This is a genomic window from Lysobacter capsici, from assembly GCF_018732085.1.
GTDB classification, from domain to species: domain Bacteria; phylum Pseudomonadota; class Gammaproteobacteria; order Xanthomonadales; family Xanthomonadaceae; genus Lysobacter; species Lysobacter capsici_A.
Window position 1 is genome coordinate 2,449,315 of sequence record NZ_CP076103.1, and the last position, 26,189, is coordinate 2,475,503.

General features: G+C 67.4%; 22 protein-coding genes and 1 pseudogene. 9 read left to right on the top strand and 14 right to left on the bottom strand.

What is annotated here, in order from left to right:
* Positions 1 to 119 precede the first annotated feature (119 nt).
* On the bottom strand, positions 120 to 2,585 hold the full coding sequence (locus KME82_RS10275; protein WP_215498413.1) for a hypothetical protein: 2,466 nt from the start codon (positions 2,583 to 2,585) through the stop codon (positions 120 to 122).
* Between the two features lie 273 nt (positions 2,586 to 2,858).
* Complete coding sequence (locus tag KME82_RS10280; RefSeq protein WP_215498414.1) at positions 2,859 to 3,713, bottom strand: hypothetical protein; 855 nt, start codon at positions 3,711 to 3,713, stop codon at positions 2,859 to 2,861.
* Positions 3,714 to 3,885: 172 nt separating this feature from the next.
* On the opposite strand from KME82_RS10280, the gene KME82_RS10285 reads away from it, so the two are divergent.
* A complete protein-coding gene (locus KME82_RS10285) occupies positions 3,886 to 4,299 on the top strand; it encodes a hypothetical protein (RefSeq protein ID WP_215498415.1) in 414 nt (137 codons plus the stop codon).
* Positions 4,300 to 4,427: 128 nt separating this feature from the next.
* Here KME82_RS10285 and KME82_RS10290 read toward each other — a convergent pair whose 3' ends face one another.
* From KME82_RS10290 to KME82_RS10305, 4 genes are all read right to left on the bottom strand, one after another.
* Positions 4,428 to 4,619, bottom strand: a complete 192-nt coding sequence (locus KME82_RS10290; protein WP_215498416.1) for a hypothetical protein — start codon at positions 4,617 to 4,619, stop codon at positions 4,428 to 4,430.
* A gap of 107 nt (positions 4,620 to 4,726) precedes the next feature.
* A complete protein-coding gene (locus KME82_RS10295; RefSeq protein WP_215498417.1) occupies positions 4,727 to 4,927 on the bottom strand; it encodes a hypothetical protein in 201 nt (66 codons plus the stop codon).
* A 233-nt stretch (positions 4,928 to 5,160) separates the two neighbouring features.
* Entirely contained in the window at positions 5,161 to 5,787 is a 627-nt protein-coding gene (locus KME82_RS10300; protein WP_215498418.1) for a TetR/AcrR family transcriptional regulator, read from the bottom strand.
* A gap of 30 nt (positions 5,788 to 5,817) precedes the next feature.
* Positions 5,818 to 6,075, bottom strand: a complete 258-nt coding sequence (locus KME82_RS10305; protein ID WP_046656383.1) for an acyl-CoA-binding protein — start codon at positions 6,073 to 6,075, stop codon at positions 5,818 to 5,820.
* Positions 6,076 to 6,226: 151 nt separating this feature from the next.
* Between KME82_RS10305 and KME82_RS10310 the strand changes: the two genes are divergently transcribed.
* Positions 6,227 to 8,230, top strand: coding sequence for an SDR family oxidoreductase (locus tag KME82_RS10310; RefSeq protein WP_215498419.1), 2,004 nt, complete (start codon positions 6,227 to 6,229; stop codon positions 8,228 to 8,230).
* Positions 8,231 to 8,916: 686 nt separating this feature from the next.
* Here the strand turns inward: KME82_RS10310 and KME82_RS10315 are convergent.
* The 3 genes from KME82_RS10315 to KME82_RS10325 form a co-directional block, all read right to left on the bottom strand.
* Positions 8,917 to 9,987, bottom strand: a complete 1,071-nt coding sequence (locus tag KME82_RS10315; RefSeq protein WP_215498420.1) for a restriction endonuclease — start codon at positions 9,985 to 9,987, stop codon at positions 8,917 to 8,919.
* Between the two features lie 444 nt (positions 9,988 to 10,431).
* On the bottom strand, positions 10,432 to 11,040 hold the full coding sequence (locus tag KME82_RS10320) for a phasin family protein (RefSeq protein ID WP_215498421.1): 609 nt from the start codon (positions 11,038 to 11,040) through the stop codon (positions 10,432 to 10,434).
* Positions 11,041 to 11,230: 190 nt separating this feature from the next.
* Entirely contained in the window at positions 11,231 to 12,613 is a 1,383-nt protein-coding gene (locus KME82_RS10325) for a patatin-like phospholipase family protein (protein WP_215498422.1), read from the bottom strand.
* Positions 12,614 to 12,831: 218 nt separating this feature from the next.
* Between KME82_RS10325 and KME82_RS10330 the strand changes: the two genes are divergently transcribed.
* Positions 12,832 to 13,554, top strand: a complete 723-nt coding sequence (locus KME82_RS10330) for an FFLEELY motif protein (RefSeq protein WP_215498423.1) — start codon at positions 12,832 to 12,834, stop codon at positions 13,552 to 13,554.
* Positions 13,555 to 13,845: 291 nt separating this feature from the next.
* Here the strand turns inward: KME82_RS10330 and KME82_RS10335 are convergent, their stop codons facing one another.
* On the bottom strand, positions 13,846 to 14,121 hold the full coding sequence (locus KME82_RS10335; protein ID WP_057921419.1) for a polyhydroxyalkanoic acid system family protein: 276 nt from the start codon (positions 14,119 to 14,121) through the stop codon (positions 13,846 to 13,848).
* Between the two features lie 293 nt (positions 14,122 to 14,414).
* Between KME82_RS10335 and KME82_RS10340 the strand changes: the two genes are divergently transcribed.
* Entirely contained in the window at positions 14,415 to 15,218 is an 804-nt protein-coding gene (locus KME82_RS10340; RefSeq protein WP_036109735.1) for an FHA domain-containing protein, read from the top strand.
* Between the two features lie 184 nt (positions 15,219 to 15,402).
* Here the strand turns inward: KME82_RS10340 and msrQ are convergent, their stop codons facing one another.
* Entirely contained in the window at positions 15,403 to 16,038 is a 636-nt protein-coding gene (gene msrQ, locus KME82_RS10345) for a protein-methionine-sulfoxide reductase heme-binding subunit MsrQ (protein WP_252255790.1), read from the bottom strand.
* Between the two features lie 106 nt (positions 16,039 to 16,144).
* Entirely contained in the window at positions 16,145 to 17,113 is a 969-nt protein-coding gene (gene msrP / locus KME82_RS10350; protein ID WP_215498425.1) for a protein-methionine-sulfoxide reductase catalytic subunit MsrP, read from the bottom strand.
* Positions 17,114 to 17,491: 378 nt separating this feature from the next.
* On the opposite strand from msrP, the pseudogene serC reads away from it, so the two are divergent.
* The 4 genes and pseudogenes from serC to aroA all read left to right on the top strand — a co-directional run.
* A pseudogene (gene serC, locus KME82_RS10360) lies at positions 17,492 to 18,491 on the top strand (3-phosphoserine/phosphohydroxythreonine transaminase); the annotation flags it as partial.
* A gap of 1 nt (position 18,492) precedes the next feature.
* Complete coding sequence (pheA, locus tag KME82_RS10365; protein ID WP_215498427.1) at positions 18,493 to 19,707, top strand: prephenate dehydratase; 1,215 nt, start codon at positions 18,493 to 18,495, stop codon at positions 19,705 to 19,707.
* The gene (gene hisC, locus KME82_RS10370) at positions 19,704 to 20,882 is read left to right on the top strand and encodes a histidinol-phosphate transaminase (protein WP_215498428.1); all 1,179 of its coding nucleotides are present in this window, start codon (positions 19,704 to 19,706) and stop codon (positions 20,880 to 20,882) included. Before pheA ends, hisC begins: the two co-directional genes overlap by 4 nt.
* Positions 20,879 to 22,225, top strand: a complete 1,347-nt coding sequence (gene aroA / locus KME82_RS10375; RefSeq protein WP_215498429.1) for a 3-phosphoshikimate 1-carboxyvinyltransferase — start codon at positions 20,879 to 20,881, stop codon at positions 22,223 to 22,225. The genes hisC and aroA overlap by 4 nt, the downstream gene beginning before the upstream one ends.
* Positions 22,226 to 22,790: 565 nt before the next feature.
* On the opposite strand, the gene KME82_RS26820 is transcribed toward aroA, so the two are convergent.
* The gene (locus KME82_RS26820; RefSeq protein ID WP_215498430.1) at positions 22,791 to 23,396 is read right to left on the bottom strand and encodes an energy transducer TonB; all 606 of its coding nucleotides are present in this window, start codon (positions 23,394 to 23,396) and stop codon (positions 22,791 to 22,793) included.
* 245 nt (positions 23,397 to 23,641) lie between these two features.
* A complete protein-coding gene (locus KME82_RS10385) occupies positions 23,642 to 24,316 on the bottom strand; it encodes an energy transducer TonB (RefSeq protein ID WP_215498431.1) in 675 nt (224 codons plus the stop codon).
* Positions 24,317 to 24,487: 171 nt separating this feature from the next.
* Here KME82_RS10385 and serS point away from each other — a divergent pair, with 171 nt between their 5' ends.
* Positions 24,488 to 25,780 carry a serine--tRNA ligase gene (gene serS / locus KME82_RS10390; protein ID WP_215498432.1) on the top strand — a complete coding sequence of 431 codons (1,293 nt, stop codon included), beginning with the start codon at positions 24,488 to 24,490 and terminating at the stop codon, positions 25,778 to 25,780.
* Positions 25,781 to 26,189: the final 409 nt, after the last annotated feature.

Sequence of the window (26,189 nt, forward strand, 5' to 3'; positions counted from 1 at the left end):
CGGAACAGGCAAGCCTCGCCCGGGATTCGGGATTCGGGATTCGGGATTCGGGATTCGGGATTCGGGATTCGGGAATCGGGAATCGGGAATCGGGAATCGGGAATCGGCCCGGGCGTCGCCTACAGGTCCAGCACCCAGTCGTTGTGGCCGGCGAAATGGGTGGGGTGGGCCTCGCGGTATGCCTTGACCTCGTCCATCTGGTCCTTTTCGCGCTTGAAGTCGGCTTCGCGCTTGCTCTTGTCGAGGAACGGGGCATAGCTGTCGGCGCCGCGATCCTTTTCCCACTTCTCGCGGAAGTCGGCGAACTCCTCGCGATGGAAGTCGAAGATACTGCGGTCGCCCGGCGCCTGCCGGCCGCCCCAGTCGTCGTCGCGCAGCGAGGCGATCGCCTCGCTCTTGCTGCCGGCGTTGCGGAACTCGGCCAGGGTGGTCACCGCGTAGTCGTACTTGAGGTTCCAGTCCGGGCGCGCGATGCCGTCCTCGGCCAGGGTCTTGAACCACTCGTACTGGTCTTTGACGAAACTCTTGTCCTTCGCGCTCTGCACCCAGGTGCCGATCAGCAGGCTGACCACGCCCGCGGCCACGCCGACCGCCGACAGGCCGCGCGAGAGCGTCGACAGCACCCGCGAGGCGGTGCTGGCCTGGCCGCCCTGGGCGGCGCTGGCGAAGGTGCTGAGCGCGTTGGCGCCGGCCGAGGCAAGCTCGCTGGAGCCCGAGATCAGGCTCAGCACCGCTTCGGCGCGGTCGCCGGGGCTGCCGTCCTCGCCGAAGGCTTCCTTGACCGCCATGCCGCCGGTGACCACATCGAGCACGCCGCCGGCCACGCCGGTGAATTTGGACACCACATCGACCGCCGCGTTGGCCGAACGGCTCAGGCGCGAGGGATCGGCGCCCGCGTCGCCGCCGGAGATCAGGCCGCGGAAGCCGTCGGTGATCGTATCGGCATTGCTCAAGCCGGTCGGCGCCGGCACGTCGGTGGCGGCGACGCGTTCGCCGACCTTGCTGACGATGCTGTTCGGTTCGGCCGAGCCCACGCCCAGCGCGCTTTGGGTCTTGCCGTCGACGCCGAGCAGGTTCAGCGCCGAGGCGTCGATGCCGACCAGGTTCGGCAGCACCTTCGCCGCGTCGGGCAGCGAGCCGACGAATCCGATCAGGCCACCGGCCACGGCGAGATTTTCCTCGGCGGTGCCGAACTCGCCGGTGCTCAGCGAATGCACCGCGCCGGCCAGGCCGAACGCGCCGGACACGGCCGGCAGCAGCCCTTGCGAGTCGAGCTGGTCGAACAACTTGCGGATCGAATCCTTGTCGCCGCTGCTGAAATCGATCTTGGAAAACGCCTTGTCGATGTCCTCGGATTTATAACCGTTGGCGCGCAATTCGGCGGCGACGTTGGCGACATCCACGCGCGCATCGGCGCCGTCCTTGCCGAGCAGCACGTCGATCTGTTCGCCGATGTCGCCGGGCAGGCCGGTGACGGTGTCGAGCGTGCCCTTGACGGTTTCCAGCACGTCGGCCACGCCGCCGCCCTTGGCTTCGTCGCTGACCTTGGTCGGATCGGCGAAGGCGCTGTCGAAATCGCGGGCCAGCGCATTGGCGGTGAAGGTCTGGCCGGCGCTGCGGGCGCGGTCGGGGTCGAGCAGCGACAACTGGCTGATCGCGTCCTCGACGTCGGCGCGCGCGCGCGGCGCGTCCCAGGCCGGCAGCTTGGAAATCTGGTCGACGTAGTCGGCGCTCTCGACCACGCCGGCGAGCTTGTCGACCATCGCCTTGCGATCGGCCTCCGGCACGGCCTTGACCGCTTCGTCGAGCTTGGCGGCGAAGTCGGTCGCGATCGGTTCCTGGCGCATCAGGTACTCGATCTCGCGATTGATCGCGGCGCTGTCGAAGATGTCCTTCATGTCGGCCGGTTCGAGCTGGGTCAGGCTTTCGACCTCGGTCTTGGTGCCGGTCCAGGGCTTGAGCGCTTCGTAGGTCGGCTTGATGAACTTGCCGTTGCTGACCGCGTCGCGCGCTTCGAGCAAGCGCACCAGCTTGGCCTCGTTGCTGTCGGGCTCCAGGTCGGCGTCCTTGTACTGGTCGACCAGTTCCTTGTATGCGGCCTGGCCGATGGTGAGTTTTTCGTCGCCGCTTTCGATGTCGGTCTTGAGCGAGAACGCATCGGTCTCGCCCTTCGGCGGCAAGCCGGCCTTGTCGCGCGCGAGATCGACGGTGGGCGCGCCGATGTCGAGGTATTTCTGCTCGGCCGCGGCGAACACCGACGGATTGCCGATCTGCGCGGCCACGTGCTTGGCGCCGTCGTTGGTGGTGAAGCGGATGTAGCCGGGCTGGATCTCGCCGGGAATGTCGACCGAACGGATGTCCTCGTAGGTGATCTGCGCGTCGCGCGGGACCAATTCGTAACCGCCTTCGGTCACCCGTTCGTGGATTTCCTTGCCCTGGGTCACCGGATTCGGCGGGCCCTGGTAGGGCTCGTGGCCGGGACCGCTGGTCGGACCGTTGGACTTGGCGACCGGTGGGGCTTCGTCCTTGCGCTGCAATTCGGCCAAGGTCGCCAGCACGGCGCGGGAGGTGGCTTCGATCGCCATGGTGAGCGACTCCTGTGTGGGCACGGTCGATGTAACGACGGTGCCTGCGGCAGGGGCCGGGTGCATCTGGGGAAAACCCGAGAAACGCGCACAGGCGCGTGATGCGCATCACGACGGCGATGACAGCGCTGTCTTTCGCGTGGGCCGGGTGACTGCGTTGGCGCGATCGAGCCGGATTACCGGCGAACCGCGTCGAGCGCGGTTCGCCGGTTTTCAGTGCATGGCTCGTATACGAACGCGCATTTATTCGCGACCGCGTTCAGTGCAACGCGATTATTCCAGTTGTTCCTTCGCGTATGCCGCGTCGAGGGCTTCCATCGCATCGAGCGGCTTGAGCTTGGCGGCTTTTTCGTACGCGCCGGCCGCGGCGGCTTCCTGCTTGTCGCCGTGCAACAGCATCAGCACGTTGCCGTGTTCGATGTGGGCGATCGGCGAATCGGGCGTCAGCTTGACCGCGTTCTTGATGTGCTTTTCCGCTTCGGCGGCTTTTGCGCCGTAGGTCAGTCCGCCGATCATGCCGCCGATCTTGTTGATGATCTCGGCGTGGTACAGCGCCATCGCGGTATGCGCTTCGGCGTGCTTGGGTTCGAGTTCCAAGGTGGTGTCGAGCGCGCTGCGCACCTTGCCGGCGATGCCGGCCTTGAGCGCCTTGGCGATGCTGATGCCCTGGCTGTAGCGGCCCAGCGCGAACGCATGGCGATAGTGGCTGTTGGCTTCGTCGGGCAGCGCCGCGACCGCGGCTTCGGCGAGCTTGGCGGCTTGTTCGTAGCGCTTGAGTTGTTCGTCTTCGTCGTCGACCAGGTAGGTCGCGTGGATGCCCAGGGCCTTGACCGCGACCGAGGCGCCGGCCGGACCGAGCGCCTGGCCGGCGTCGAACGCGGCCTTGAAGTCGCCGCGGTGGAACGCGCGCCAGGCGTCCTGCAGCGCGGTGGCGAGCGCGTCGGCGTCCAGGCCCTTGGGCGCGGCCTTGCCGGCGGCCTTGATCAGCGCGGCGGCGCGCTTGGCGTCGGGATACGGCTCGGCGTCGCCCGCGTGCAGCTTGGGCCAGGCTTTCTTGAGGGCGTCGCCGGCGTAGGCGTAGCCCTTGGCATCGTGGGGAAAGGTGGCCCAAGCGGTTTTGGCGGCCATCTGCGGTCCTTGTCGACAGGTCGGGAAGGCAGCATCCCGCCGTGGCCGCGCGATGGCAAGGGGCAGCGCGAAGCTGTTGCCCGGCTGAAGCGCTTAGTGTGATTGCTCGATGGGGCGCGGCCACAGTGGCCTGGTGAAACCGCCCAGTCCCGGGCGGTCAGCGGAGCAAACGATGGCAGCTGTGAAACGCAAGAAGCAGGCGGCGGCGAGCGAAACCACGCTGCGTCATTTTTGGCTGGCCGGCCTGGGCCTGGCCGTGATCGCGCGCCGCGAGGCGATCGCCTCGGCCGGCCGCGCCGCCGGCAGCGTGCAGTCGCTGCAGCAGCGGGTACGCGATCTGGCCGTGGATGCGCGCAGCAATGTGCGCGGCGGCATCGAGACCGTGCGCGACCAGGTCGAGCCCAAGGTGGTGAAGTTCAGCGCCGACGTGGAAGCGCGCCTGGCGCCGGTGCTCGACAAGCTGGGCCTGAAGAAGGACGGCAAGGGTCGCGGCCAGCGCAAGTCGCGCAAGCCGGCGGCTAAGGCCAAGCCGCAATCGCGCCGCACGGTGCGCAAGCCGGTTGCGCGTCGGGCGCGCAAGGCCTGAGCGGTCCGGTCCTCGCGACCGCGGCAGCAGATCGAAACAAGGGGCGCCGATGGCGCCCCTTGTCGTTTACGCCTCTATGGCGATGAGCACCGCCGCCAGGCATTACTTGCCGGCAGCGATCTACACACTCACGGGATGTCGCAGCCGTTGGCGTACAGGCAGTCGTAGTACGCAAGCTCGCAATGGCTGCCGCCGCTGGCGCGGCACTGGTCGCGCACGTTGATGCAGTCGTTCGGTCGACATTGTGCGTAGACGACGCTGGAACAGGCCAGCAGGGCGAGCGCGGCGAGCAGGGCGGTGCGGGTACGGGCGATGTTCATGCGGAACTCCTTTTCGTCGGTGGTGAGCTCGGCCGATGCAGTCGGTGCGCCGCGCCGTGATGGCTACGGTGGCGATCGCTGCGCGGCCGGTCAGGTCGGGCCGTGGCTTACTTGCTGAAACCGCAGATGTCCTCGCAGCGCTTGCGGCGCACCTCGCAGATCGGCACATCGCCGAGCGTGCTGATGCAATAGTCGTAGACCCGCTTGCATTGATTGACGTCGCAGCCGGCGGCGTCGGCGATCGAGGCGTAGGACAGGCAGACGGCGAGAACGGCGAACAACGGCAGTTTGTCGGCGATGGCGCGCATGGGTCGCTTCCTTGTGTGGTTGGCGGCCCGCCGCGGCGCGACGGGCGCTTCCAGGCTAGCGCGGGCGGCGTCGATCGAAGCGGCCGCGGGTCGGAGCCGGGGCGGCCGTTCGTGACCCAGGTCGCGCAACCGCGCGACGCCACGGGCTGGGGCGACACCTTTCGAAGGGGGCTGGAACGGGCCTTGCATGCGCCCGCGGCAGGCGCGTCATGCGCGCGTGCGCAGCGGCGGCTTCAATCCAGATAAGCCCGGATCAGCGTGTTGAGATGCAGCCGCTCGGCGTCGCGCAGGAACGGCGCCAGCAGCATCATCACCTGGACGATGCCGTCGCGGATCGCGGCGTGCTCGTCCTTGTCGCCGCGCGCGGCGGCGTAGTTGAGCCAGAAGGTCGCGATCACCAGCACGTTGGTCGCGGTCGCGGCCAGTTCGTCCCCGGACGCACGCATGACTCCGGCCTGCGACAGCCCGCGCATGACCATGTGCGCCTGTTCGTCGGCGCGCTTGAGGATGCGCGCGAAGCGCAGGCGCAGGCGGCGGTTGCGGCTGAGGATCTCGACCAGATCGCGGTACAGGAAGCGGTAGTCCCAGATGCACTCGAACACCAGGTGCAGTTGCAGCCAGATGTCCTCGAGCCCCGGCAGGCGGCCCTGCGGCGCGGCGAGCGCGGTGTCCATGCGCTCTTCGTAGCGCGCGAACAACTGCTCGATGATGTCGTCCTTGTTGCGGAAGTGGTAGTACAGATTGCCCGGGCTGATCTCCAGCTCGTCGGCGATATGGTTGGTGGTTACATTGGGCTCGCCTTGCGCGTTGAACATGGTCAACGCGGCATCGAGGATGCGCTGGCGGGTCTGTTTCGCCATTGAGCGGGCCGGGGCCGGAGGCGGCGCGGCTTAGCCGCGCAGCTTCTTGACCATGTCGACGTACTTCTTCTTCGCCTCGTCCTGGCTGGTGCCCTTGAGCTTTTCCCAGGCCTCGTACTTGGCGGTGCCGACGAAATCGAAGAACCCCGGCTTGGGGCCGCTGACGTCGCCGTCGGCGCCCTGCTTGTACAGCGCGTACAGGCGCAGCAGGGTGTCGTTGTCCGGGCGCTCGGGCAGGGCCTGGACGTCTTTTGCGGCTTGTTCGAATGCGGATTGAATATCGGACACGGGCTTCTCCTGGCGCCGGGCTGAGGCGGCATCACAGCATGCGCCCTGACGAGCGGTCAATACGGAAAGGAATTGTTACTCGGCGTGGGCTCTGGCACCGTAGAGGCTCGCCGCCGCACGTGGCGGCCGATCGGCCATCCAGGAGAGGGGTATGAGCTATTTCGTCACCGGCGCGACAGGTTTCATCGGTCGCTTCCTTGTCAGTAATCTCCTGAAACGCAAGGGCACGATCCACGTGCTGGTGCGCAAGGATTCGCAAAAGAAGTTCGACGCCACAGCCAAGAAGATGGGCTGGGATCTCAAGCGCGTGATTCCGGTCGCGGGCGACATGACCCAGCCCAAGTGCGGCCTCACCGTCGCGCAGGTCCGCGCATTGAGTGGAAAAATCAAGCATTTCTTCCATCTGGCCGCGATCTACGACCTCACCGCCAGCGCCGCCGCGCAGCGCGAGTCCAACATCGACGGCACCCAGCACGCGCTGGACCTGGCCGCCGCGCTCAGCGCCGGCCCGGGGTCCAATCTCGTGTTCCACCACACCAGTTCGATCGCCGCCGCCGGCCTGTACTCGGGCGTGTTCCGCGAGGACATGTTCGACGAGGCCGAGGGCCTGGACGATCCCTACCTGCGCACCAAGCACGATTCCGAGGGGCTGGTGCGCAACGAGAAGCGGATCAAGTGGCGGATCTACCGGCCCGGCATGGTGGTCGGCCATTCGCAGACCGGCGAGATGGACAAGATCGACGGCCCGTACTACTTCTTCACCTTCCTCAAGAAGTTGCGCGAGATGCTGCCGCCGTGGATGCCGATGCTCGGCCTGGAAGGCGGCCGCATCAACATCATCCCGGTCGACTACGTGGTCGACGCGATGGACCACATCGCGCACAAGCCCAAGCTCGACGGCCACTGCTTCCACCTGACCGATCCGGAGCCGCAGCGCGTCGGCGAGGTGCTCAACACCTTCGCCCGCGCCGGCCACACCCCGGAGATGACCATGCGCATCGATGCGCGCATGTTCGCCTTCGTGCCGGCCGGCATCCGCGGCGCGGTGACCAACCTGCCGCCGGTCAAGCGTTTCATCGGCATGCTGCTGCGCGACTTCAAGATCCCCAAGGAGGTCATGAAGTTCATCACCTATCCGACCCGCTTCGACAACCGCGAGACCGAACGCGCGCTGCGCGGCAGCGGGATCAAGGTGCCGAACCTGGACAGCTACGCCTGGCGCTTGTGGGATTACTGGGAACGCCATCTGGACCCGGACCTGTTCATCGACCGCACCCTCAAGGGCAAGGTCCGCAACAAGGTCGTGGTGATCACCGGCGGTTCCTCGGGCATTGGCCTGGCGACCGCGGAGAAGGTCGCCGCGGCCGGCGCGGTCACCGTCATCGTCGCGCGCGGCGAGGACGAACTGTTCAAGGCGCGCGATGCGATGAAGGCGCAGGGCGGCAAGGTCTTCGCCTACACCGCCGACCTGGCCGACATGGCCGACTGCGACCGCCTGGTCAAGCAGATCCTGGCCGAGCACGGCCATGTCGACATCCTGGTCAACAACGCCGGCCGCTCGATCCGCCGTTCGATCGAACTGAGCTACGACCGCTTCCACGATTTCGAACGCACCATGCAGCTGAATTATTTCGGCAGCCTGCGCCTGATCATGGGTTTCATGCCGAAGATGACCGAGCGCCGCAAGGGCCACATCATCAACATCAGCTCGATCGGCGTGCTGGCCAATTCGCCGCGGTTCTCGGCCTACGTGGCCTCGAAGGCGGCGCTGGACGCGTTCAGCCGCTGCGCCCAGGGCGAGTTGTCGGGCAAGGGCATCAGCTTCACCACGATCAACATGCCGTTGGTGAAGACGCCGATGATCGCGCCGACCAAGATGTACGACAGCATCCCGACCCTGAGCCCGGACGAGGCCGCCGACCTGGTGGTCAAGGGCATCATCGAACGGCCGAGCCGCATCGCCACCCGCCTGGGCATCTTCGCCTCGGTGGTCAATGCGGTGGCGCCGAAGGCCTACGAAGTGGTGATGAGCACCGCGTTCGAACTGTTCCCCGATTCGGCCGCCGCCAAGGGCGATCGCAAGGGGCTCAAGGACGAACACGCGAGCAACGAGCAGATCGCGTTCGCGGCGTTGATGCGTGGTGTGCATTGGTGAGTCAGGCGGGCTGGTGAGGCCGGTGCCTCAGGGCTAGGTCCGGCTTCCGTGATGGAAGCCGGACGGTGCATGCCCCGAAGTTTCGGCGGTGTAGTTCATGCGGTCGAAGCCACTTGGCCTCACGTGGCTGACACTAGGCAGCGGGTGGCCGACGTCGCGCAGTGAGTGATCGGCGCCGTGCAACGAGTGGCCGACGCCACGCAGTGGGTGGCCGACGCCACGCAACGATCCGACCCTACGAATCCCCAAGACGTTCCCCCCTTTGAAAAGGGGGGGCTAGGGGGGATTTGCTTTTGCTCTTGCCTTCACTCGACTCCCCGCAAAGAGCAAATCCCCCCAGCCCCCCTTTTCAAAGGGGGGAAGACTTCGGGTGCGGCGATTGGTCTTGCAAGTACGCAAGTACGCAAATGCACAAATGCACAAGCGCGTTTGCGTGGACGGTCGGCGCGCACATGCCGCATTCGCGCAGGCACGAGCGCCGCAGCCCAAGCCGCGTATCTCACCCAGGACATGCGTCGCAAGCGGGTTTCGCGTCGCGGCTTGCGCCACTCCTACATCGAGCGGTTCGGGCGTCCGACAAATGTTGCTACAGACGGTCGAAGCGATTTCGGATCGCCGAGCGAGTGCGGCATCGAGGCGCGGAGTCGGCCGAATCCGCAGAATCGGCCGACCTCAGTACGCGGGGCTCAGTACGCCCGGCACTGGAAGAACCGCACCCGCGTCGTGCTGCCCGGCGGCGGCTGCAGTTGCACGCGCGAGGAGCGCAATTCCGGATAGCCGTCGAGCACCTGGCAGATGCGGTCGACGTCCTGCTTGCTGGCCTCGGTCAAGCGGTAGATCAGCAGATTCGACGGCGTCGACCACAGCGCGCGTTCGACGCCGTCCAGGGTCGCGATCGCGCGGATGACATGGGCGCGATCGGCCGAAGGATTGCCCGATGCGGCATCCGCCGGAGTCGCCGCGGTCGCGGCGGGAACGGGCTCGCCGGCGTTGGCCGCGGGCGTGGCGGTTTCTTCGGTGGCGGGCGCGGTGGCGGCCGGCGCGGGTGCCGGCGTTGCAGCGGCCGGGTTCACCGGTGCCTGCGTCGGCGCGGTGTCGTTCGGCGCGGCCGGAGCCGCTGCGGTGTGGGTCGCGGCTGGCGCCGGTTCGGCGGGAGCGCCCGAGCTCAGCAGCGGCACCACGAAGCCGACGATCAGGCCCAGCGCGATCGCCGCCGCCCACGCCGCGACGATGGTCTGGATGCTGCGTTTCTGCGCCGCGGCGATGACTTCATGCCGGGTCGAGGCCGGCAGCAGCGGTTCGACCAGTTCCCACAGCGTCTCGCCGCTGTACAGGTCCAGGCCGTCGGCGACGCGTTCGGAGTGGCTGTCGAAACGGCCGGTGGTGACCAGCAGGCCGCCGGAGGCGCCATTGAAGCGCACCGCGTCGGCCAGTTCGGCCACGGTCGCGGCGGAGACCTTGTAATCCGCGTCGCCGAGCTTGCACGCCAGCAGCCAGGGCTTGCCGGCGCGCAGCAGGCGCAGTTCGGCCTGGGTGCCGCGGGCCAGCGATTCCTCCACCGATTCGGCCTCGAAACCGCGCTCGCGCAAGGCCTCGACGATCAGGCGCGCGAATTCGCGCCAGCGCATCTTGGACAGACCGGCGATGCCGGTGCTGACCTCGGTGCGATGACGGCGGTACGACCAAAGGTAGGCGGTGGACGCCAGGCCGATCGTCAGTGCGACGGCGGCGGCGGACCACAGGGAGAAACTCGACATGCAGCACGAAGCCCATAAAAGACGCTGAGGATATACGGCTTCAGACACATGAAATTCACGAAAATTGAGACGTGTTTCGCGAATCCGATGTGTCCGTCATCAGCCGTTATTGATTCAACGTCCCAGATGCGGGGCTGTGAAGCCGCGCCCGCGACGGCCGGGAAGTCACGGCCAGGGCGCTGAAACTCAGGGCGAAGTGCCTTTGCGAGGCGTGTCCGCGCACCGCGGCGGGAATAAGAAAGCCCGCCAGTCCGAAACCGTAAGGGGAGGGGAGCATACGGAAGCGCGGACTGGCGGGCTTAAACGTCGCATCGCCGATGCGCGGCGACGCGTTGAAACCGGTTCGCAGCCGATGCTTGGCTGCGAGGAACTGCGATCGGGCGGTACTGCGACTGCCGTATTGCTGCAACGCTAGAGCGTTTACCAATACCCGATGTGAATCGCTTACGGTGCGACCGGCGGCTTCGGACGCGCGATTGACTTGCGCGCGGCCTTGACCGGCTTGGCGGCCGACTTGGCCGCAGCCTTGCGCGGCGCGGCGGCCTTCTTGGCCGGCGCCTTCGCCGTCGGAGCCTTGGCGGCCTTGCGAGCGGCCGGGGCGCCGCCCTGGCGACGCAGCTCGGCGGTCAGCGCATCGACGCGATCGCTCAAACCGGCCAGATCATCGCGGCCCGGCACGCCGAGCTTGACCAGCGCGCGCTGGACGCGTTCTTCGAACACCTTTTCCAGACGGTCCCAGGTATCGGTGGCGCGTTCGCGCGCCTGGCCGACCTTGGACTCGACCGCATCGCGCAACACGCTGGCCTGGCCGCCGGTGAACTTGCGCGCGGTCTGCTCGAGATTGAGACCTTCCTTGACCAGGCCTTCGAACAGCTTGGTGCCCTCGGCCTGGGCGCGACCGAACGCGCCGACGCCGGCCAGCCAGATCTGCTGCGCGGACTCGCTCAGCGTCTTGGACAGGCGCTCGGCCTGTTCCTGCGCGCTGCCCTTGCCGGCGGTGTTGCTGGTCTTGCCGGAAGTCTTCTTCGCGGTCTTCTTGAACTTGGCGGCCATGGACATCCTGTAGTTGGGGTTAGTGCTGTGCCCCCACCATGGCGTTGCTGTCTAGAGTATTCACACCACCACCCCTCGAAGGTTGAACCTGCATGGGTAGGTCGCATGGCGATGGTCGACGGTGCTGTCGGGCCGTTTGCTCTCGAGTGCCGGCCGATCCTCGTGAATCGGCGAATCCAACCATCGGCGATTAAGCGCGAGCTCCAGATTTCGCCCGTGCCGCGCGCGGCGCCTTGCCGCGCCCGGCCACCAGATGATCCACATCGTCCAGCGCCCGCCGCAGCCGCGCGGTGGTCTCGGTATCGCGCTGCGGCGGCTCGATCCCGTCGAGGATCGACCGCTCGGTGTCGGCCAGCACGTCTTCGCGCAGGCGCAGGCCGTGCGCGGCCAGCATCGGCCCCAGCGTGTCCGCGCGCAGGCGCAGGTCGGCCAGGGTGTTGCGGTAGGCGATCTCGCAGATGCGCTTGCGCGCCGAGAAACTGAAGGCGTTGGTGAAGAACAGCTCGCGGTCCTCGGCGTTGGGTTCGAACACCAGTTGGTCGACGTCCGGGTATTGCTGGGCGTAACGCGCCAGACCGACCTGCATGCGCGATTGCAGCAGGGTGCGGAAGGTCTGGGACAACACCGCCGGCAGGCCGCCCGCGGCGAGGCTGTTGTCCTCGGCCACCGGCACGCCCTGGGCGTGATTGAACGGCACCAGCGGGTTGATCCCGATCAGCAGGTCGATGCCGCGTTCGAGCACCACCGAGGCGTGCATGGTCCGACGCAGCGCGCCGTCGACGAAGTGGCGGCCGCGGATCTGCACCGGCGGGTACAGGCCCGGCAGCGCGGCGCTGGCCTGGACCGCCTGCGAGATCGGCACGTCCTTCCAGTTGTCGCCGCCGAAGCGCACCGCGTCGCCGCTGTCGATGTCGACCGCGACCACGTACAGGTCGGCGTCGAGTTCGCGGAAATCGTTGCTGCGGCCGCGGCGGGTGAATACTTCGCGCAGGAACAGCTCGACCTGGGCGTTGTCGAACAGGCCGTTGGGGATCAGCCCGCCGAAGCGGGTGATCAGGTCCGACCAGCGCGCTTCCAGCGGCGAGAACAGCAGTTCGCGCCACCATTCGGTCGCCAGGCGCGGGAAACTCGCGGCGCGCTTGATGTATTCGAGGAAGGCCGGACGCATGAAGGTCTCGGGACGGAACTCGACGTCGGCGCTGTCGCCGGTGACGAAGATCCGGCACATCTCGGCGGTGTCCATGCGATTGGCCAGGCCGGCGGCGAGAAACGCGCCGCTGCTGACGCCGACGTAGCAATCCAGCCGGGTCAGGTCGAGGCCTTCGATGGCTTCGTCGAGCGCGCGCAAGGCGCCGAGTTCGTACATGCCGCCGATCGGGCCGCCGCCGGCGATGGCCAGGCCGATCCGCGGCTTGGCAGTGGGCGCGGTGGCTTTGGCAGCGCTCGCTTTGGAGGCGCCGGTTTTGGTCGCGCCGGCCTTGTATTTGCCGGTTTCGGGCGCTGTCGGGTGGGAGGAGCCGTTGGCCGTGCGTTTGCGGTTCGCCCGATGCTGGGCGGCATGAAGTGACAGCATGTGATCGGCAGCACGTCCTGGGCGGAATCGGCCGAGTGTAGCCCAGCTGGGGCAAGCGTCCAGCGGGCTAGGACCAAGGTCGCAGGGGCGGGAAGGTGATTCGATCCTGTGCGATCAGGCACCTTCGATGTGCTTGTTGGCTGTATGTCGGGGTCAGCGCCGCACGCCGGGAGCGCGGCGCTTGCGGTACGGCGCCGTCGCCGCGATCATCCTCGACGATGTCCAGGACGACCGACCTCAGCCAACGACTGGGCTGCCTGCTGGCCCGCCACCAGGCCCTGCACGACCCGCGCCGCGAGCCGCGCAACCAATTGCGCTGGCTGCCGGAACTGCGCAGTTGGCAGGCGCGGCGGCTGGAAGCCAGCTTCGACCGCTTCCTGCGCGATCCGCGCCGGCGCCCGGCGGCGCAGTTCTTCCTCAGCGACGTCTACAACGATCGCGACTTCAGCCGTCGCGACGCCGACATCGCCAAGGTCCTGCCGATGATGCAGCGGCTGTTGCCGGGCGCGCTGCTGAGCACCGTCGCCGATGCGATCGAACTGGGCCTGCTGACCCATGCCTTCGACTTGCGCATCAGCCAGTGCCTGCACGAGATCGCGCCGCGCCGGCGCAAGCTCGACGGCCGCCTGTACGCGCAGGCGTATCGCGCTTGCGGCCTGCCTCGGCTGCGCGACCATCAGATCGACCTGATCGCCCGGGTCGGCCTGGGCCTGGGCAAGGCGCTGCGGATGCCGGGCATCATGACCTTGCTCAAACTCTCGCGCGGCCCGGCCAAGGCCGCGGGCCTGTCGGAACTGCAGGGGTTCCTGGAGCGCGGCTTCGCCGCGTTCTCGCAACTGGGCGACGTGCGCGAATTCATCGCCGAGATCGAAGAAGACGAGCGCGAGGTGGCGCGGCGCTTGTTCGAGGAGGATGGCGATCCGTTTCCGCATTTGGAGTGATGCGGGGCGGGGTGATGGGCCGTTGCGGAGCGCGCCTGACGCTGGCGTCTTTGGTGCGTTCGTGTTCTCTCAGAACATCCAGGGCCTTACGCGACATCCTTTCAGATCGTCATTCCCGCGAAGGCGGGAATCCAGAGGCCTTAGCGCCATTCCTCCGGACCGTCATTCCCGCGAACGCGGGAATGACGGTCTGAGAGAAGACGTCGTATTGGAGAGAACGTCGAGTCTTCAAGAGCTTAGGCTTCGATTCCCGATTCCCGATTCCCGATTCCCGATTCCCCAATCCCGGCCTTACTTAAACCGCTCCTCCAGCACCCGCCGGATCTCCGACTCGATCGGCCCCTTCAGCGCGCCGAGCAGGAAGCCCAACTGGGCCGACACGTGCAGCTGATTGGGCTGCAGCGCGATCTTGCCGTCCACGCCGCTGCGGCTGAAGTTGAGGGTGTCGCCGACCCAGCCGTATTCGACGTCGAAACGTTCGGCGAGCTTCTTGGCGACTTCTTCGACGGCCTTGCGGGCCTTGGCCGGAGCCAGCGAGTGCGGATGTTGGATATCGATACTGGACATGGTCGGCTCGTCGAAGTCTGGGTTTCCCTGGAACCGACTATTGTGCGGGCAGGGGCGGGCGCATCCAAGCCTCGCCCGGGCACGACGCATCCGCCCGCCCAGGCGGCCGCCGGATCGATGCGTCCCGTGCTCATGCCAGGGCGGCGTTTTCGAGCTTCGGCCTGCTGTTCGCGACGCACGCGTGCCCATCGCGTCCGACAGGGAAGCCGCTCGGCGGCGCGCGCGCGTATCCGTTCAGTCCGTTGCCGCACCCCGGATGTGCCTATCCTCACAACCTGCTAGATTCCTGCCGGGTGAGCGCACTCAAACTTCGATACCCCAACCGCGAACATGCCGACCTGCCGCTGAAACCCGGCGTGCATGCGATCGGCCGCGATCCCGCCGGCCGCACCGTCCTGGTCGAGGACGCCGGCGCGGCGATCGCGCAGTTCAGCGTCGACCGGCGCGGCGTGTGGCTGCAGGTGCGCGAAGGCCTGCGCGGGCTGCACGTCAACGGCCGGCCGGTGAAGCGCATGGCGATGCTGCGGCCGGGCGATGCGATCTTTCTGGATGGTGTCGAGCTGCTCTTGGTGTCGGACAAGCCCGAAGCGGCGCCGCCGTTCGGGGTCGAGATCCCGGCCGATTCGCGCATGGTCGTGCGCGGCGTCGGCGGCATCCATCACGGGCGTTGCTACACGCTGGAGCAGCCGCGGGTGATCGGCCGCGCCGGCGACTGCGATATCCGCATCAACGAGCCGGCCTTCGCCGACCGCCACGCCCGCCTGGAGGCGCATGCCGACGGCGTGGTGCTGCGCGACGTGGGCTCGGTCGACGGCAGCGTGGTCAACGGCCAGCCGGTGCGGCATGCCTTGCTCAAGCCGGGCGATCAGTTGCTGCTCGACGGCCAGCATCGGTTCGTGATCGAAGCGCCGACCCGTCAGTTCAGCGCGGCCGAAGCCTTGCAGGCGCAACTGGCCCAGGAAGCGGCCGCGAACGAAGACCGTCCGCCGCCGCCGTCGGCCTTGCCGGCGTCGGTGCGACGCATGCCGTGGCTGCTGCTGGCCGCGGTGGTGATGGCGGGGTTGCTGGGGTTATTGCTGCTCTACGGAGTGCGTTGAGCGTCAACGTCAGGTGGGTGCGTGTAGGAGCGGCGCGAGCCGCGACCAACCGAAGAGGCCGAATACCACTCATCTCGCCGAAGCGAAAACTTCTGACGGCGATCCGCGTTTGGCGATGAGGCTGCCGGGCTTCGGTTGGATCGCTTGCGTACGTCGCTTCGGTTGGTCGCGGCTCGCGCCGCTCCTACAGGGGCTTCGGCGGCCGCGCTGTGGCCGGGTTGGTGCGGCTTCGTGTGTCGGCTACTCGTTTGTACAGCCGCCATCCCAGCAACACCGCCACAATCGCCGCATACAGCAGCGGCTCGCGGATGTCCGACTTCACCAGCCACCAGAAGTGCAGCACCGCCAGCACCGCGATCGCATAGATCAGCCGATGCAGCTTGCCCCACAGCCGGCCGAGCCGGCGCATCATGCCCTGGGTCGAGGTCACCGCCAGCGGGATCAGCAGCAGCCAGGCCAGAAAACCCACGGTGATGTACGGCCGCTTGGCGATCTCTTCGAAGATCTGGGTCCAATAGCCTTTCAGGTCGAGCAGCAGGTACGCGGCCAGATGGGCGCTGGCGTAGAAGAACGCGTACAGCCCGAGCATGCGCCGGAACCGCAGCAGCACGCTGTGGCCGGTCAGCTGGCGCAGCGGGGTGATCGCCAGGGTGATCAGCAGCAGGCGCAGCGCCCACAGCCCCAGGCGGTGCTCGATCGCGGCGATCGGATCGGCGCCCAGGCCGCCGCTGCCGGTGAGGAATTCCTCGCGGATCTGCCAGGCCAGGATCGCCGCGGGCGTCAGCGCGAGCGCATGCACCAGCGCCTTGGCGGCGATCACGCCCGCGGGGGCCTTGCGCTTGGGCAGCGGCCGCGACGCGCGTGCGGCGGCCGGCGACCGGGCCGCGTCGGCATCCCCGGTTGCGGTATTCGTCAAATCGCTCATCTCAGAACCAGGTCTTGAGGTTCATGCCGGTGTATAGCCCGGCGACCTGATCGGCGTAGCCGTTGTACAGCCGGGTCGCGATGCGGTCGGCGAACAGCTTGCTGCCGGTGCCGGCGATGCGGCGTTCGGTCTTCTGGCTCCAGCGCGGGTGGTCAACGTTGGGGTTCACGTTGGAGAAGAACCCATATTCGCTGGGCTGCAGCTGGTTCCAACTGGTCACCGGCATTTTTTCGACGAAGGTGATCGCGATGATCGACTTGATGCTCTTGAAGCCGTATTTCCACGGCACCACCAGCCGCAGCGGCGCGCCGTTCTGTTGCGGCAGCGATTTGCCGTACAGGCCGGTGGCGAGCAGGGTCAGCGGGTGCATGGCCTCGTCGATGCGCAGGCCTTCGCGGTAGGGCCAGTTGATCGAGTCGTAGGCGGTGCCGGGCATCTGCTTGCGGTCGGACAGGGTGGTGAAGGCGACGTACTTGGCCTTGGACGTGGGCTCGAAGCGCTTGAGCACGTCGGCCAGCGGCACGCCGAGCCACGGGATCACCATCGACCAGCCCTCCACGCAGCGCAGCCGGTAGATGCGTTCCTGCGGCGCCAGGCCCTTGATCAGGTCCTCCAGCGACAGTTTGCCGGGTTTGGCGCAGGCGCCGCCGACCGCCACCGTCCACGGGCTGGTGCGCAGGGTCTTGGCCGCGGCCGAGGGATCGCCCTTGTTGGTGCCGAACTCGTAGAAGTTGTTGTAACTGGTGACGTCCTCGAAGCGGGTGAGCACTTCGTCGGTGCGGAATCCGGCCTTGGCCTGCTCGGGGCTGACCGGTTTGCCGGCCGGCGGCGGAGCCTCGGCCTCGGCGCAGCCGGACAGACCCAGCGCCGGGGCCAGGGCCAGCGCGGTCAGCAGGCGACGCCGGTCGCGGTAGATCGCTTCATCGGTGATTTGAGAAGCGGGAAGGTTGAGCACTTGGCGCAGCGACATGGGACGGCTCCGGGGCGGGGGACGAGCGAGGATCTGCGAACGGACTTCGAGAACGGGACGTGGCTTGAGTGATACGAGACCGCATACCCACATAGAGGCAGCTGCCGGGGTAAAAGTTGCGCGCGTAACGACAGGTACACACGGTGTTGCACTGCGGCATACTTGGGGTCCACCCCACACCCCGGAGCCTCCCGATGTCCCGCGCCTTCAACTTTAGTTGCCGGTTCCCGCGAACGCGAACCCTGCCCCGAAATCGGTTCTTTGCTGCAGGCCGGCAGTCGGAAACTGCTTGGAGTGGGAAAAAAACAACGCCCGGGGCCCCTCGAAATCGTCGGAAAACTCAGCCCAACCGCGGCCCCGGAGTTTTTCAATCCAGGTCTCGCCGCCGAGGCCGAGCGCAACCTGCGCACGCTGATGTCGATTCCGGACGATTACGCGGTTTTTTGGCTGTTCCCTGCAAGGCGGCCCGCGGACCCGCCGCAGCAGGGGGGGCCGCTTGATTCGCGCTGATCGCCGGACCCGGGGGGGCCAACCTGAACTTCGTCCGGGCCAACTCCCGGGCCAGACCCCCCCCCTACCATCGTCAAGCGGCCACTGGGGCAAGACCGCATTGAAACAGGTCAAGCCTTACGTCAATGCGAACGTGGCCGCCAACGGCGAGCCCGGCGGCTTCCGCGACCTGCCGCCGCGCGGCGAATGGAACCTGTCCAAGGACGCGGCCTATGTCCACTACACCGCCAACGAGACCATCCACGGCGTCGAGTTCCGCGACATTCCCGATGTCGGCGATGTCCCGCTCGTCGCCGATTTCAGTTCCTCGATCGTGTCCGAGCCGCTGGACGTGTCCAAGTTCGGCGTGATCTATGCCGGCGCGCAGAAGAACCTCGGTCCGGTCGGCGTCAGCGTGGTCATCGTCAAGCGCGAACTGCTCGAACGCGCCGGCCAGCCGCGCGCGGAAATCTTCGACTACCGCGCCCACGTCAAGGGCGAGTCGATGCTCAACACGCCGCCGACCTATAACTGGTATCTGGCCGGGCTGGTGTTCAAGTGGATGCTGGCCGAAGGCGGCGTCGAGGAATTCGCCAAGCGCAATGCGCGCAAGTCGGCGCTGCTGTACGGGGTGATCGACAACTCCGGCGGCTTCTACCGCAACGAAGTCGCCGCGGCCGCGCGTTCGCGCATGAACGTGCCGTTCTTCCTCAAGGACGAAGCGCTCGACAAGCCGTTCCTCAAGGAAGCCGAAGCGGCCGGGCTGATCTCGCTCAAGGGCCATCGCGCGCTGGGCGGCATGCGCGCTTCGATCTACAACGCGATGCCGGAAGCCGGCGTGCAGGCGTTGGCCACCTTCATGCAAGACTTCCAGAAGCGACACGGCTGAGATGGCGACCAAAGACACGAAGAAGCCGGCCAAGCCCGGCAAGAACAAGCCCGCCGCCGCTGCGAAGAGCGCGACCGACAAGAAGGCCGCAGGCAAATCCAAGGCCGCCAAGGTCGAGGACGTCGCGCCGGTCGTCGCCGGCCCGGACCTGGCCACCTTGCGCGAGCGCATCGACGGCATCGACCTGCATATCCAGCAGTTGATCGGCGAACGCGCGCAGTTCGCCAATCAAGTCGGCAAGGCCAAGGGCAAGCTCGCCGCGGCGGTGGATTACTACCGTCCCGAACGCGAGGCGCAGGTGCTGCGCCGGGTCGTCGACCGAAACGACGGCCCGCTGCACGACGAAGTGCTGGTGCGCCTGTTCCGCGAAATCATGTCGGCCTGCCTGGCCCAGCAGGAGCCGCTGAAGATCGGCTTCCTCGGCCCGGAAGGCACCCATTCGCAGCAGGCGGTGTTCAAGCACTTCGGCCATTCGATCCACGGCCTGCCGCTGGCGAGCATCGAAGAAGTGTTCCAGGAAGTCGAAGCCGGCAACGCCGACTTCGGCGTGGTGCCGGTCGAGAATTCGACCCAGGGCACGATCCAGTCCACGCTCGACATGTTCCTGACCTCCAAGCTCAAGATCAGCGGCGAAGTCGAACTGCGCGTGCATCAGCACCTGCTGTCGCGCAGCGGCCGGATCGAGGACATCGAACGGGTCTACTCGCATCCGCAGTCGTTCGCCCAGTGCAAGGCGTGGCTGCGCGAATACCTGCCCAAGGCCGAGAAGATCGCGGTGTCGAGCAACGCCGAGGCGGCGCGCCGCGCGCGCAATGCCGACGATGCGGCGGCGATCGCCGGGGCCAGCGCGGGCAATGTGTATGGCCTGCGTACCGTCGCCGGGCCGATCGAGGATCGTCCCGACAACACGACGCGATTCTTGGTGATCGGTCGCGAACTGTTCACGCCCTCGGGCAACGACCGCACCTCGCTGCTGATCTTCATCAAGGACGAGCCGGGCGCGCTGTACAACGTGCTGTCGCCGTTCGCCAAGCGCGGCCTGAGCATGAACCGGATCGAGTCGCGTCCCGGCCACACCGGCCGCTGGCAGTACGCGTTCTTCGTCGATATCGGCGGGCACGTGCAGGAACCGGCGATGCGCGAAGCGCTCGACGAGCTGCAGGACCTCGCCCATGAAGTGAAGGTGCTCGGCTCCTACCCGGTGGCGATCGCATGAGCCAGGCGGCCGCGCAATCGCAGCAGGCGTCGCCGTCGTCGTCGACCCCGGCCTTCGACGAAGCCTGGTTCGCCGCGCGCGCGCAGCCCGGCGTGCAACGCCTGAAGGCTTACGACCCCGGTCACGATCTGGTCGCGTTGCGGCGCCGTTTCGGCGAGGCGAATCTCGCCGAACTGGGCTCCAACGAAAACCCCTACGGCCCGTCGCCGGCCGCGCGCGAAGCGATCCTCGAATCGCTGCATGCGCTGCACCGCTATCCCGATCCGCTCGGCGCCGACCTCAAGCGCGCGCTGGCGGCGCGGCATGGGGTAGACGTTGCGCAGTTGCAGCTCGGCAACGGTTCGCACGAACTGCTTATGCAACTGGCGCAGGTGTTCGCCGGCCCCGGCGACGAGGTGGTGTTCTCGCGTTACGGCTTCGCCGTATTCGCCCTGGCGACGCAATGCGCCGGCGCAAGCATGCGCGTGGTCGAGGCGCTGCCGCGCGATGCGGCGATGCCCTGCGGCCACGATCTCGATGCGATCGCCGCGGCGATCGGGCCGCAGACGCGATTGGTGTATCTGGCCAATCCGAACAATCCCACCGGCACCTGGTTCGGCCGCGAGGCGATGATCGCCTTCCTCGAACGCGTCCCGCCGCAGGTCATCGTGGTGATGGACGAAGCCTATGCGGAAATGGCCGACGCGCCCGATTACGCCAGCGCGGTGTCCTTGCTCGATCGCTATCGCAATCTCGCCGTCACCCGCACGTTCAGCAAGGCCTACGGGCTGGCCGGCTTGCGGGTCGGTTATCTGATCGCGCAACCGGGTTTGATCGCGGTGATGGATCGCGCGCGCGAAAGCTTCAACGTCAACGGCCCGGCGCTGGCCGCGTGCGAGGCCGCGCTCGGCGACGTCGCGCATCTGGACTGGGCCTGCGCGCGCAACGCCGAGCAACGTGCGGCCCTGGCCGATGCGCTGACGCGGCGCGGGCTGCGGGTGTTTCCGTCGCAGACCAATTTCGTGCTGGTCGAATTCGGCGCGCGCACGCCGCAGATCGAAGCGACCCTGGTCGAACTCGGGGTGATCCTGCGGCCGATGGGCGGCTACGGTCTGCCCGATTGCCTGCGCATCAGCGTCGGCTCGCCCGATGACAATCGTCGTTTGTTGAGCGCATTGGATCGGGTGTTGGCATGAGTGGTTCGGCGGATACGCAGCACACCCAGGCGCAAGCGCAGCAAGCCTGGACCGCCGGCACCGGCACGCCACTGCGCGGCTCGCTGCGCGTGCCCGGCGACAAGTCGGTGTCGCATCGCGCGGTCATGCTCGGCGCTCTGGCCGAAGGCGTCACTCGTGTCACCGGCTTTCTCGAAGGCGAGGACACCCGCGCCACCGCGCGCGTGTTCGAACGCCTGGGCGTGCGCATCGAAACGCCCAGCGCGAGCGAACGCATCGTCCACGGCGTCGGCCTGCACGGCCTGCGCGGCATCGCCGAACCGCTGGATTGCGGCAACGCCGGCACCGGCATGCGCCTGCTTGCGGGCGCGCTGGCGGGGCAGGCGTTCGACAGCGTGCTGATCGGCGACGCGTCCTTGTCGAAGCGGCCGATGCGCCGCGTCACCGAGCCGCTCGCGGCGATGGGCGCGCACATCGACACCGACGAAGGCGGCCTGCCGCCGTTGCGCATCCGCGGCGGTCGCGCCCTGCAGGGCATCGAATACACCTTGCCGGTCGCCAGTGCGCAGGTGAAGTCGGCGCTGTTGCTGGCCGGTCTGTACGCGCAGGGCGATACCGTCGTCTTTGAGCCGCATCCAACCCGCGACTACACCGAACGCATGCTCGCCGCGTTCGCCTGGCCGATCGAGTTCTCGCCCGGATACGCCCGGCTCAGCGGCGGCCACGTGCTGCGCGCGGCAGATGTCGCGGTGCCGGCGGATTTCTCCTCGGCCGCGTTCTTCCTGGTCGCGGCGAGCGTGGTGCCGGGCTCTGAGCTGCTGCTCGAAGCGGTCGGCATGAACCCGCGCCGCACCGGCTTGTTGTCCGCGCTGCGACTGATGGGCGCGGACATCGTCGAAGAAAATCCACGCGCCGAAGGCGGCGAACCGGTCGCCGATCTGCGCGTGCGTTACGCGCCGCTGCAGGGCGTCGACGTGCCCGAAGCGCTGGTGCCGGACATGATCGATGAGTTCCCTGCCTTGTTCGTCGCCGCCGCCGTGGCGCAAGGACGCACCGTCATTCGCGGTGCGGCCGAGCTGCGGGTCAAGGAATCCGACCGCATCGCGAGCATGGCGACCGGCCTGCGCGCGCTCGGCGCGAGGATCGAGGAAACCCCCGACGGCGCGATCATCGACGGTGGCGCCTTGCACGGCGGCGCGATCGACAGCCATGGCGATCACCGTATCGCGATGAGTTTCGCGATCGCCGCGCAGCTGGCGAGCGGCGAAGTGCGTATCGGCGACGTGGCCAATGTCGCGACCTCGTTTCCGGGGTTCGAAGCCTTGGCGGCGAAGGCGGGGATGCGGGTCGACGCGGCGCGATAGCGCTGCTCGGGGCTGAGTTGGAATATCCGGCGATTCGGCGATCCGGCGGCGGCTTCGGCCGCCGTCGCTTTGCCGTTCTCAGTCAGGCAAGCCTCTTGCAAGGCGAACGAAGTGGTGCGGCGCAATCGGAGACAAAAGCGTCGGGGCTCGAGCCCTTCCCACAAAAGATTCCGTGGCTTGCGTGGGGTGTGCCAGTTGCGAGGGCAGCATCGGTAGAGGCATTCGAGCAACAGCAATTACGGCGGCGGCATCGAAGTCTTTTGTGGGAGGGAGCTTTAGCCCCGACGCTTTTCGGTGAAATCGCGGCGCGGCGTCGCTTGGCTGTCGAGTCGTTGCGAACTCCTGCGGATTGCTGCGCGGCGACCGGAAACAAAAGCGTCGGGGCTAAAGCTCCCTCCCACAAAAGGTTGCATCGTTGCGCTGTCTTTGATCGCAGCGAATAGATCCGGGTCTGCCAAGCGAACACCCAAACGAAGAACGGCGACCCATGGCCGCCGTTCCGTGCTTCGACCTCACTTTCGATCCGTCGCCTCGCTCGTTGACCCGAAACGACGCCGATCAAGCCTCACTGCATCGGCCGAAACTCCACCGGCTGTTCCACCACCGAGGCCACTTCGCGGCCGTTGCGCGTGGCCGGCTTGAAGCGCCAGTCGCGCACGGCGGTCATCGCGGCGCGGTCGAGATCGCGCGAACCGCTGCGGCGGCTCACTGCGATATCGTCGGGCACGCCGTCGGCGCCGACGTTCACCCGCAGCACCACCGTGCCGCCTTCGCCGCGACGCAGCGCCGCGGCCGGGTAGCGAGGTTCCGGGCTGCGGTTGGCGATCGGGCGGGCCTGGGTCGCACGCGGTTTGGCAGCGACCGGCTTGGTGGCCGATGCGGGCTTCGCGGCGTTCGGCTTGTTCGCGGTGTTCGCGGCGTTGGCGATCGCGCCGGCATCGTTCGCGCCGCGATCGAGCGGCGGCAGCGCCACGATCGGCGGCAACGGCGCGGGCGGCGCGATCGGGGCGCGTTTGCCGTACAGATACCAACCCAGGAAGGTCGCGGCGAGCAGGATCATCAGCAGCCACAGGCCGGTGCGGCTGGGCGCGGCCTGGATCGCGGCGGCTTCAGGCGCCGGGGTGTCGCGATCGGACGCGTTGGGATCGATGGAATGTGATGTGGTGCTCATGTCGGCCTCCTTCTGACCGTCCCCGGGGGATGGGATCGGAGGCCGAGCTTCTTAGCGGCGTCGTTAGCGGGTGGTGAACAGCGCGTGCATGCGGTTCAGTCGCGCGACAGGCTTGTGCAAATGCAGATATGCGCGATCCGCGACTTGGGGCTTCACAAAAACGTAGAGGCGGCATCGAGACGAGGACGCAATGCTTCTCCGATTCCCAAATCCCGATTCCCGATTCCCGATTCCCGTCCCGAGCCTCACTGATTGGGATTGAACGTGATCGGCACGATCACCGCGCCCGCCACCGGCTGGCCGCCGCGCATCGCCGGCTTGAAACGCCAGGAACGCACCGCGCTCAGCGCCGCGCGATCGAGCGCGCGCGAGCCGCTGCCTTCGACCACGTCCACGCCGTCGACGCCGCCTTGCTCGGTGACCTCGACGCGAATGCGCACCGTGCCGCCTTCGCCGCGGCGCAGCGAGGCCGCCGGATACTGCGGCGGCCGGTTGCCGGGCAGCGGCGAGGCGGCGGTCTGCGCGCCCGAGGCCGCGTTCGGCGCGGCCGGCGCTTGCGGAGCGCTCGGCATGCTCTGCGGCGGTGCCGGCGGGTTCGGGTTTTCGACCAGTTGCGGGGTTTCCTGCGGCTCGCCGCCGGCCGCGGCGGGCGAGGGCTGCGGCGACGGGGCCGGCGCCACGCCCTCGCCATCGGCCGAGGCCGGCGCGGGCAGCGGCGCATAGAACGGCTGCGCGCTGGTCGGCGGGGTGTCGCCGCTGCGATAGAAGCCATCGCCGCGATTGCGGTTGCTCGACCAGACCCAGGCGAACAAGGCCAGGCCGATGGCGAACGCGCCCACGACCCACAGCCATGCCTTGCCCGACGGCAGCCAGGCGGCGAAATTGAAGGAACGGCGAGGTGCGGGGGACGGTGTCGACATGGGGCCGGCTGCTCGTGGATCTGATTCGTGATGCTCCGCATTCTGCATCGAAACGCCGCGCCGCGCCGAGCGCGCGTGGCGCCGATTCGCGGCGCGGCGCCATGAAGTTCGCTAAAAAGACCGCCAGCCGCGATAATCTGCGGTTCTCCCGCCACGTCCTCCGGCACCGCCATGCTCGATCCGACCCTGCTGCGCCAACAGCCCGCCGAACTCGCCGCCCGCCTGCACGCCACCCGCGGCTACCTGCTCGATCCGGCGGCGCTGGCTTCGCTGGAAAGCGAACGCAAGATGGTCCAGGTGCGGACCCAGGAACTGCAGGCCTCGCGCAACAAGCTGTCGGGCGAGATCGGCAAGCGCAAGAGCAAGGGCGAGGACGTCGCCGATCTGATGGCGCAGGTGTCGAGCTTCGGCGACGAGCAGAAGCGCGGCGAAGCACGTCTGGATGAAATCAAGGCCGAGATCGAGGCGATCGCGCTGGGCATCCCGAACCTGCCCAACGACTCGGTGCCGCTCGGCCCGGACGAAACCGGCAACGTCGAACAGCACCGCTGGGGCAACCCGCGCGAATTCGATTTCCAGGTCAAGGACCACGTCGAACTCGGCGCGCGCAACGGCTGGCTCGACGGCGAGACCGCGGCGAAGCTGTCGGGCGCGCGTTTCACCGTGCTGCGCGGCGGCCTGGCGCGGCTGCATCGCGCGCTGGCCCAGTTCATGCTCGACCTGCACACCGAGCAGCACGAGTACCAGGAAACCAACGTGCCGCTGCTGGTCAACGCCGATGCGATGCGCGGCACCGGCCAGTTGCCGAAGTTCGAGGACGATCTGTTCGCGACCCACGTCGGCGAAGGCGAGTCGGCGAGCAAGCGTTACCTGATCCCGACCTCGGAAGTGCCGCTGACCAATATCGTCCGCGACGAAATTCTCGAGGAGTCCGCGTTGCCGCTGCGCATGACCGCGCACTCGATGTGTTTTCGCGCCGAGGCCGGCAGCGCCGGCCGCGACACCCGCGGCATGATTCGCCAGCATCAGTTCGAGAAGGTTGAGCTAGTCACCATCGCCCGACCCGACCAGAGCTACGAAGAACACGAGCGCATGACCCGTTGCGCCGAGGTGGTGCTCGAAAGCCTCGGCCTGCCGTACCGGCGCATGCTGCTGTGCACCGGCGACATGGGCTTCTCCGCGACCAAGACCTACGACCTGGAAGTGTGGCTGCCGAGCCAGGGCAGCTACCGCGAGATTTCCTCGTGCTCCAACTGCGAGGCCTTCCAGGCCCGGCGCATGCAGGCGCGCTGGCGCAACCCGGCGACCGGCAAGCCCGAACCGGTGCATACCCTCAACGGCTCCGGCGTCGCCATCGGCCGCGCGATGATCGCAGTGATGGAGAACTATCAGAACGCCGATGGTTCGATCACGGTGCCTGAGGTGCTGCGGCGGTATATGGGTGGGGTTGAGACCCTGGCTTAAGCCGCGGTCGGGCTTCGACTGCGGCGATTGATTGCCACGATTCCCGCATTCCAGCGCCGCATGGTTGAAGCGCGGCGATCTGAGCCAACAGCGTCGGGGCCGAAGCCCCTCCCACAAAAGATTTCGCTGCCGCGAGGTTTCGTGTGGGAGGGGCTTCAGCCCCGGCGCTTTCTTTTCCGATCGCCTCGCAGCGCGTGACTCAGACAGCAGATCGATCGGCACGCCGCGTCGATCCGGTGCAGCGATTCGAGTTCCGGCCACCTGCGATTTCAGCGCGACTTCCTGCCTTATCGCCGCCCACAAAAAAGCCGGGCCCGTCAGGACCCGGCCAATGCCGGCATGGGGGAGGGAACGCCGGCCTTGCACTTACACGGTGGGACACGGGACTCGCGGGACAAACGCGGAGAGC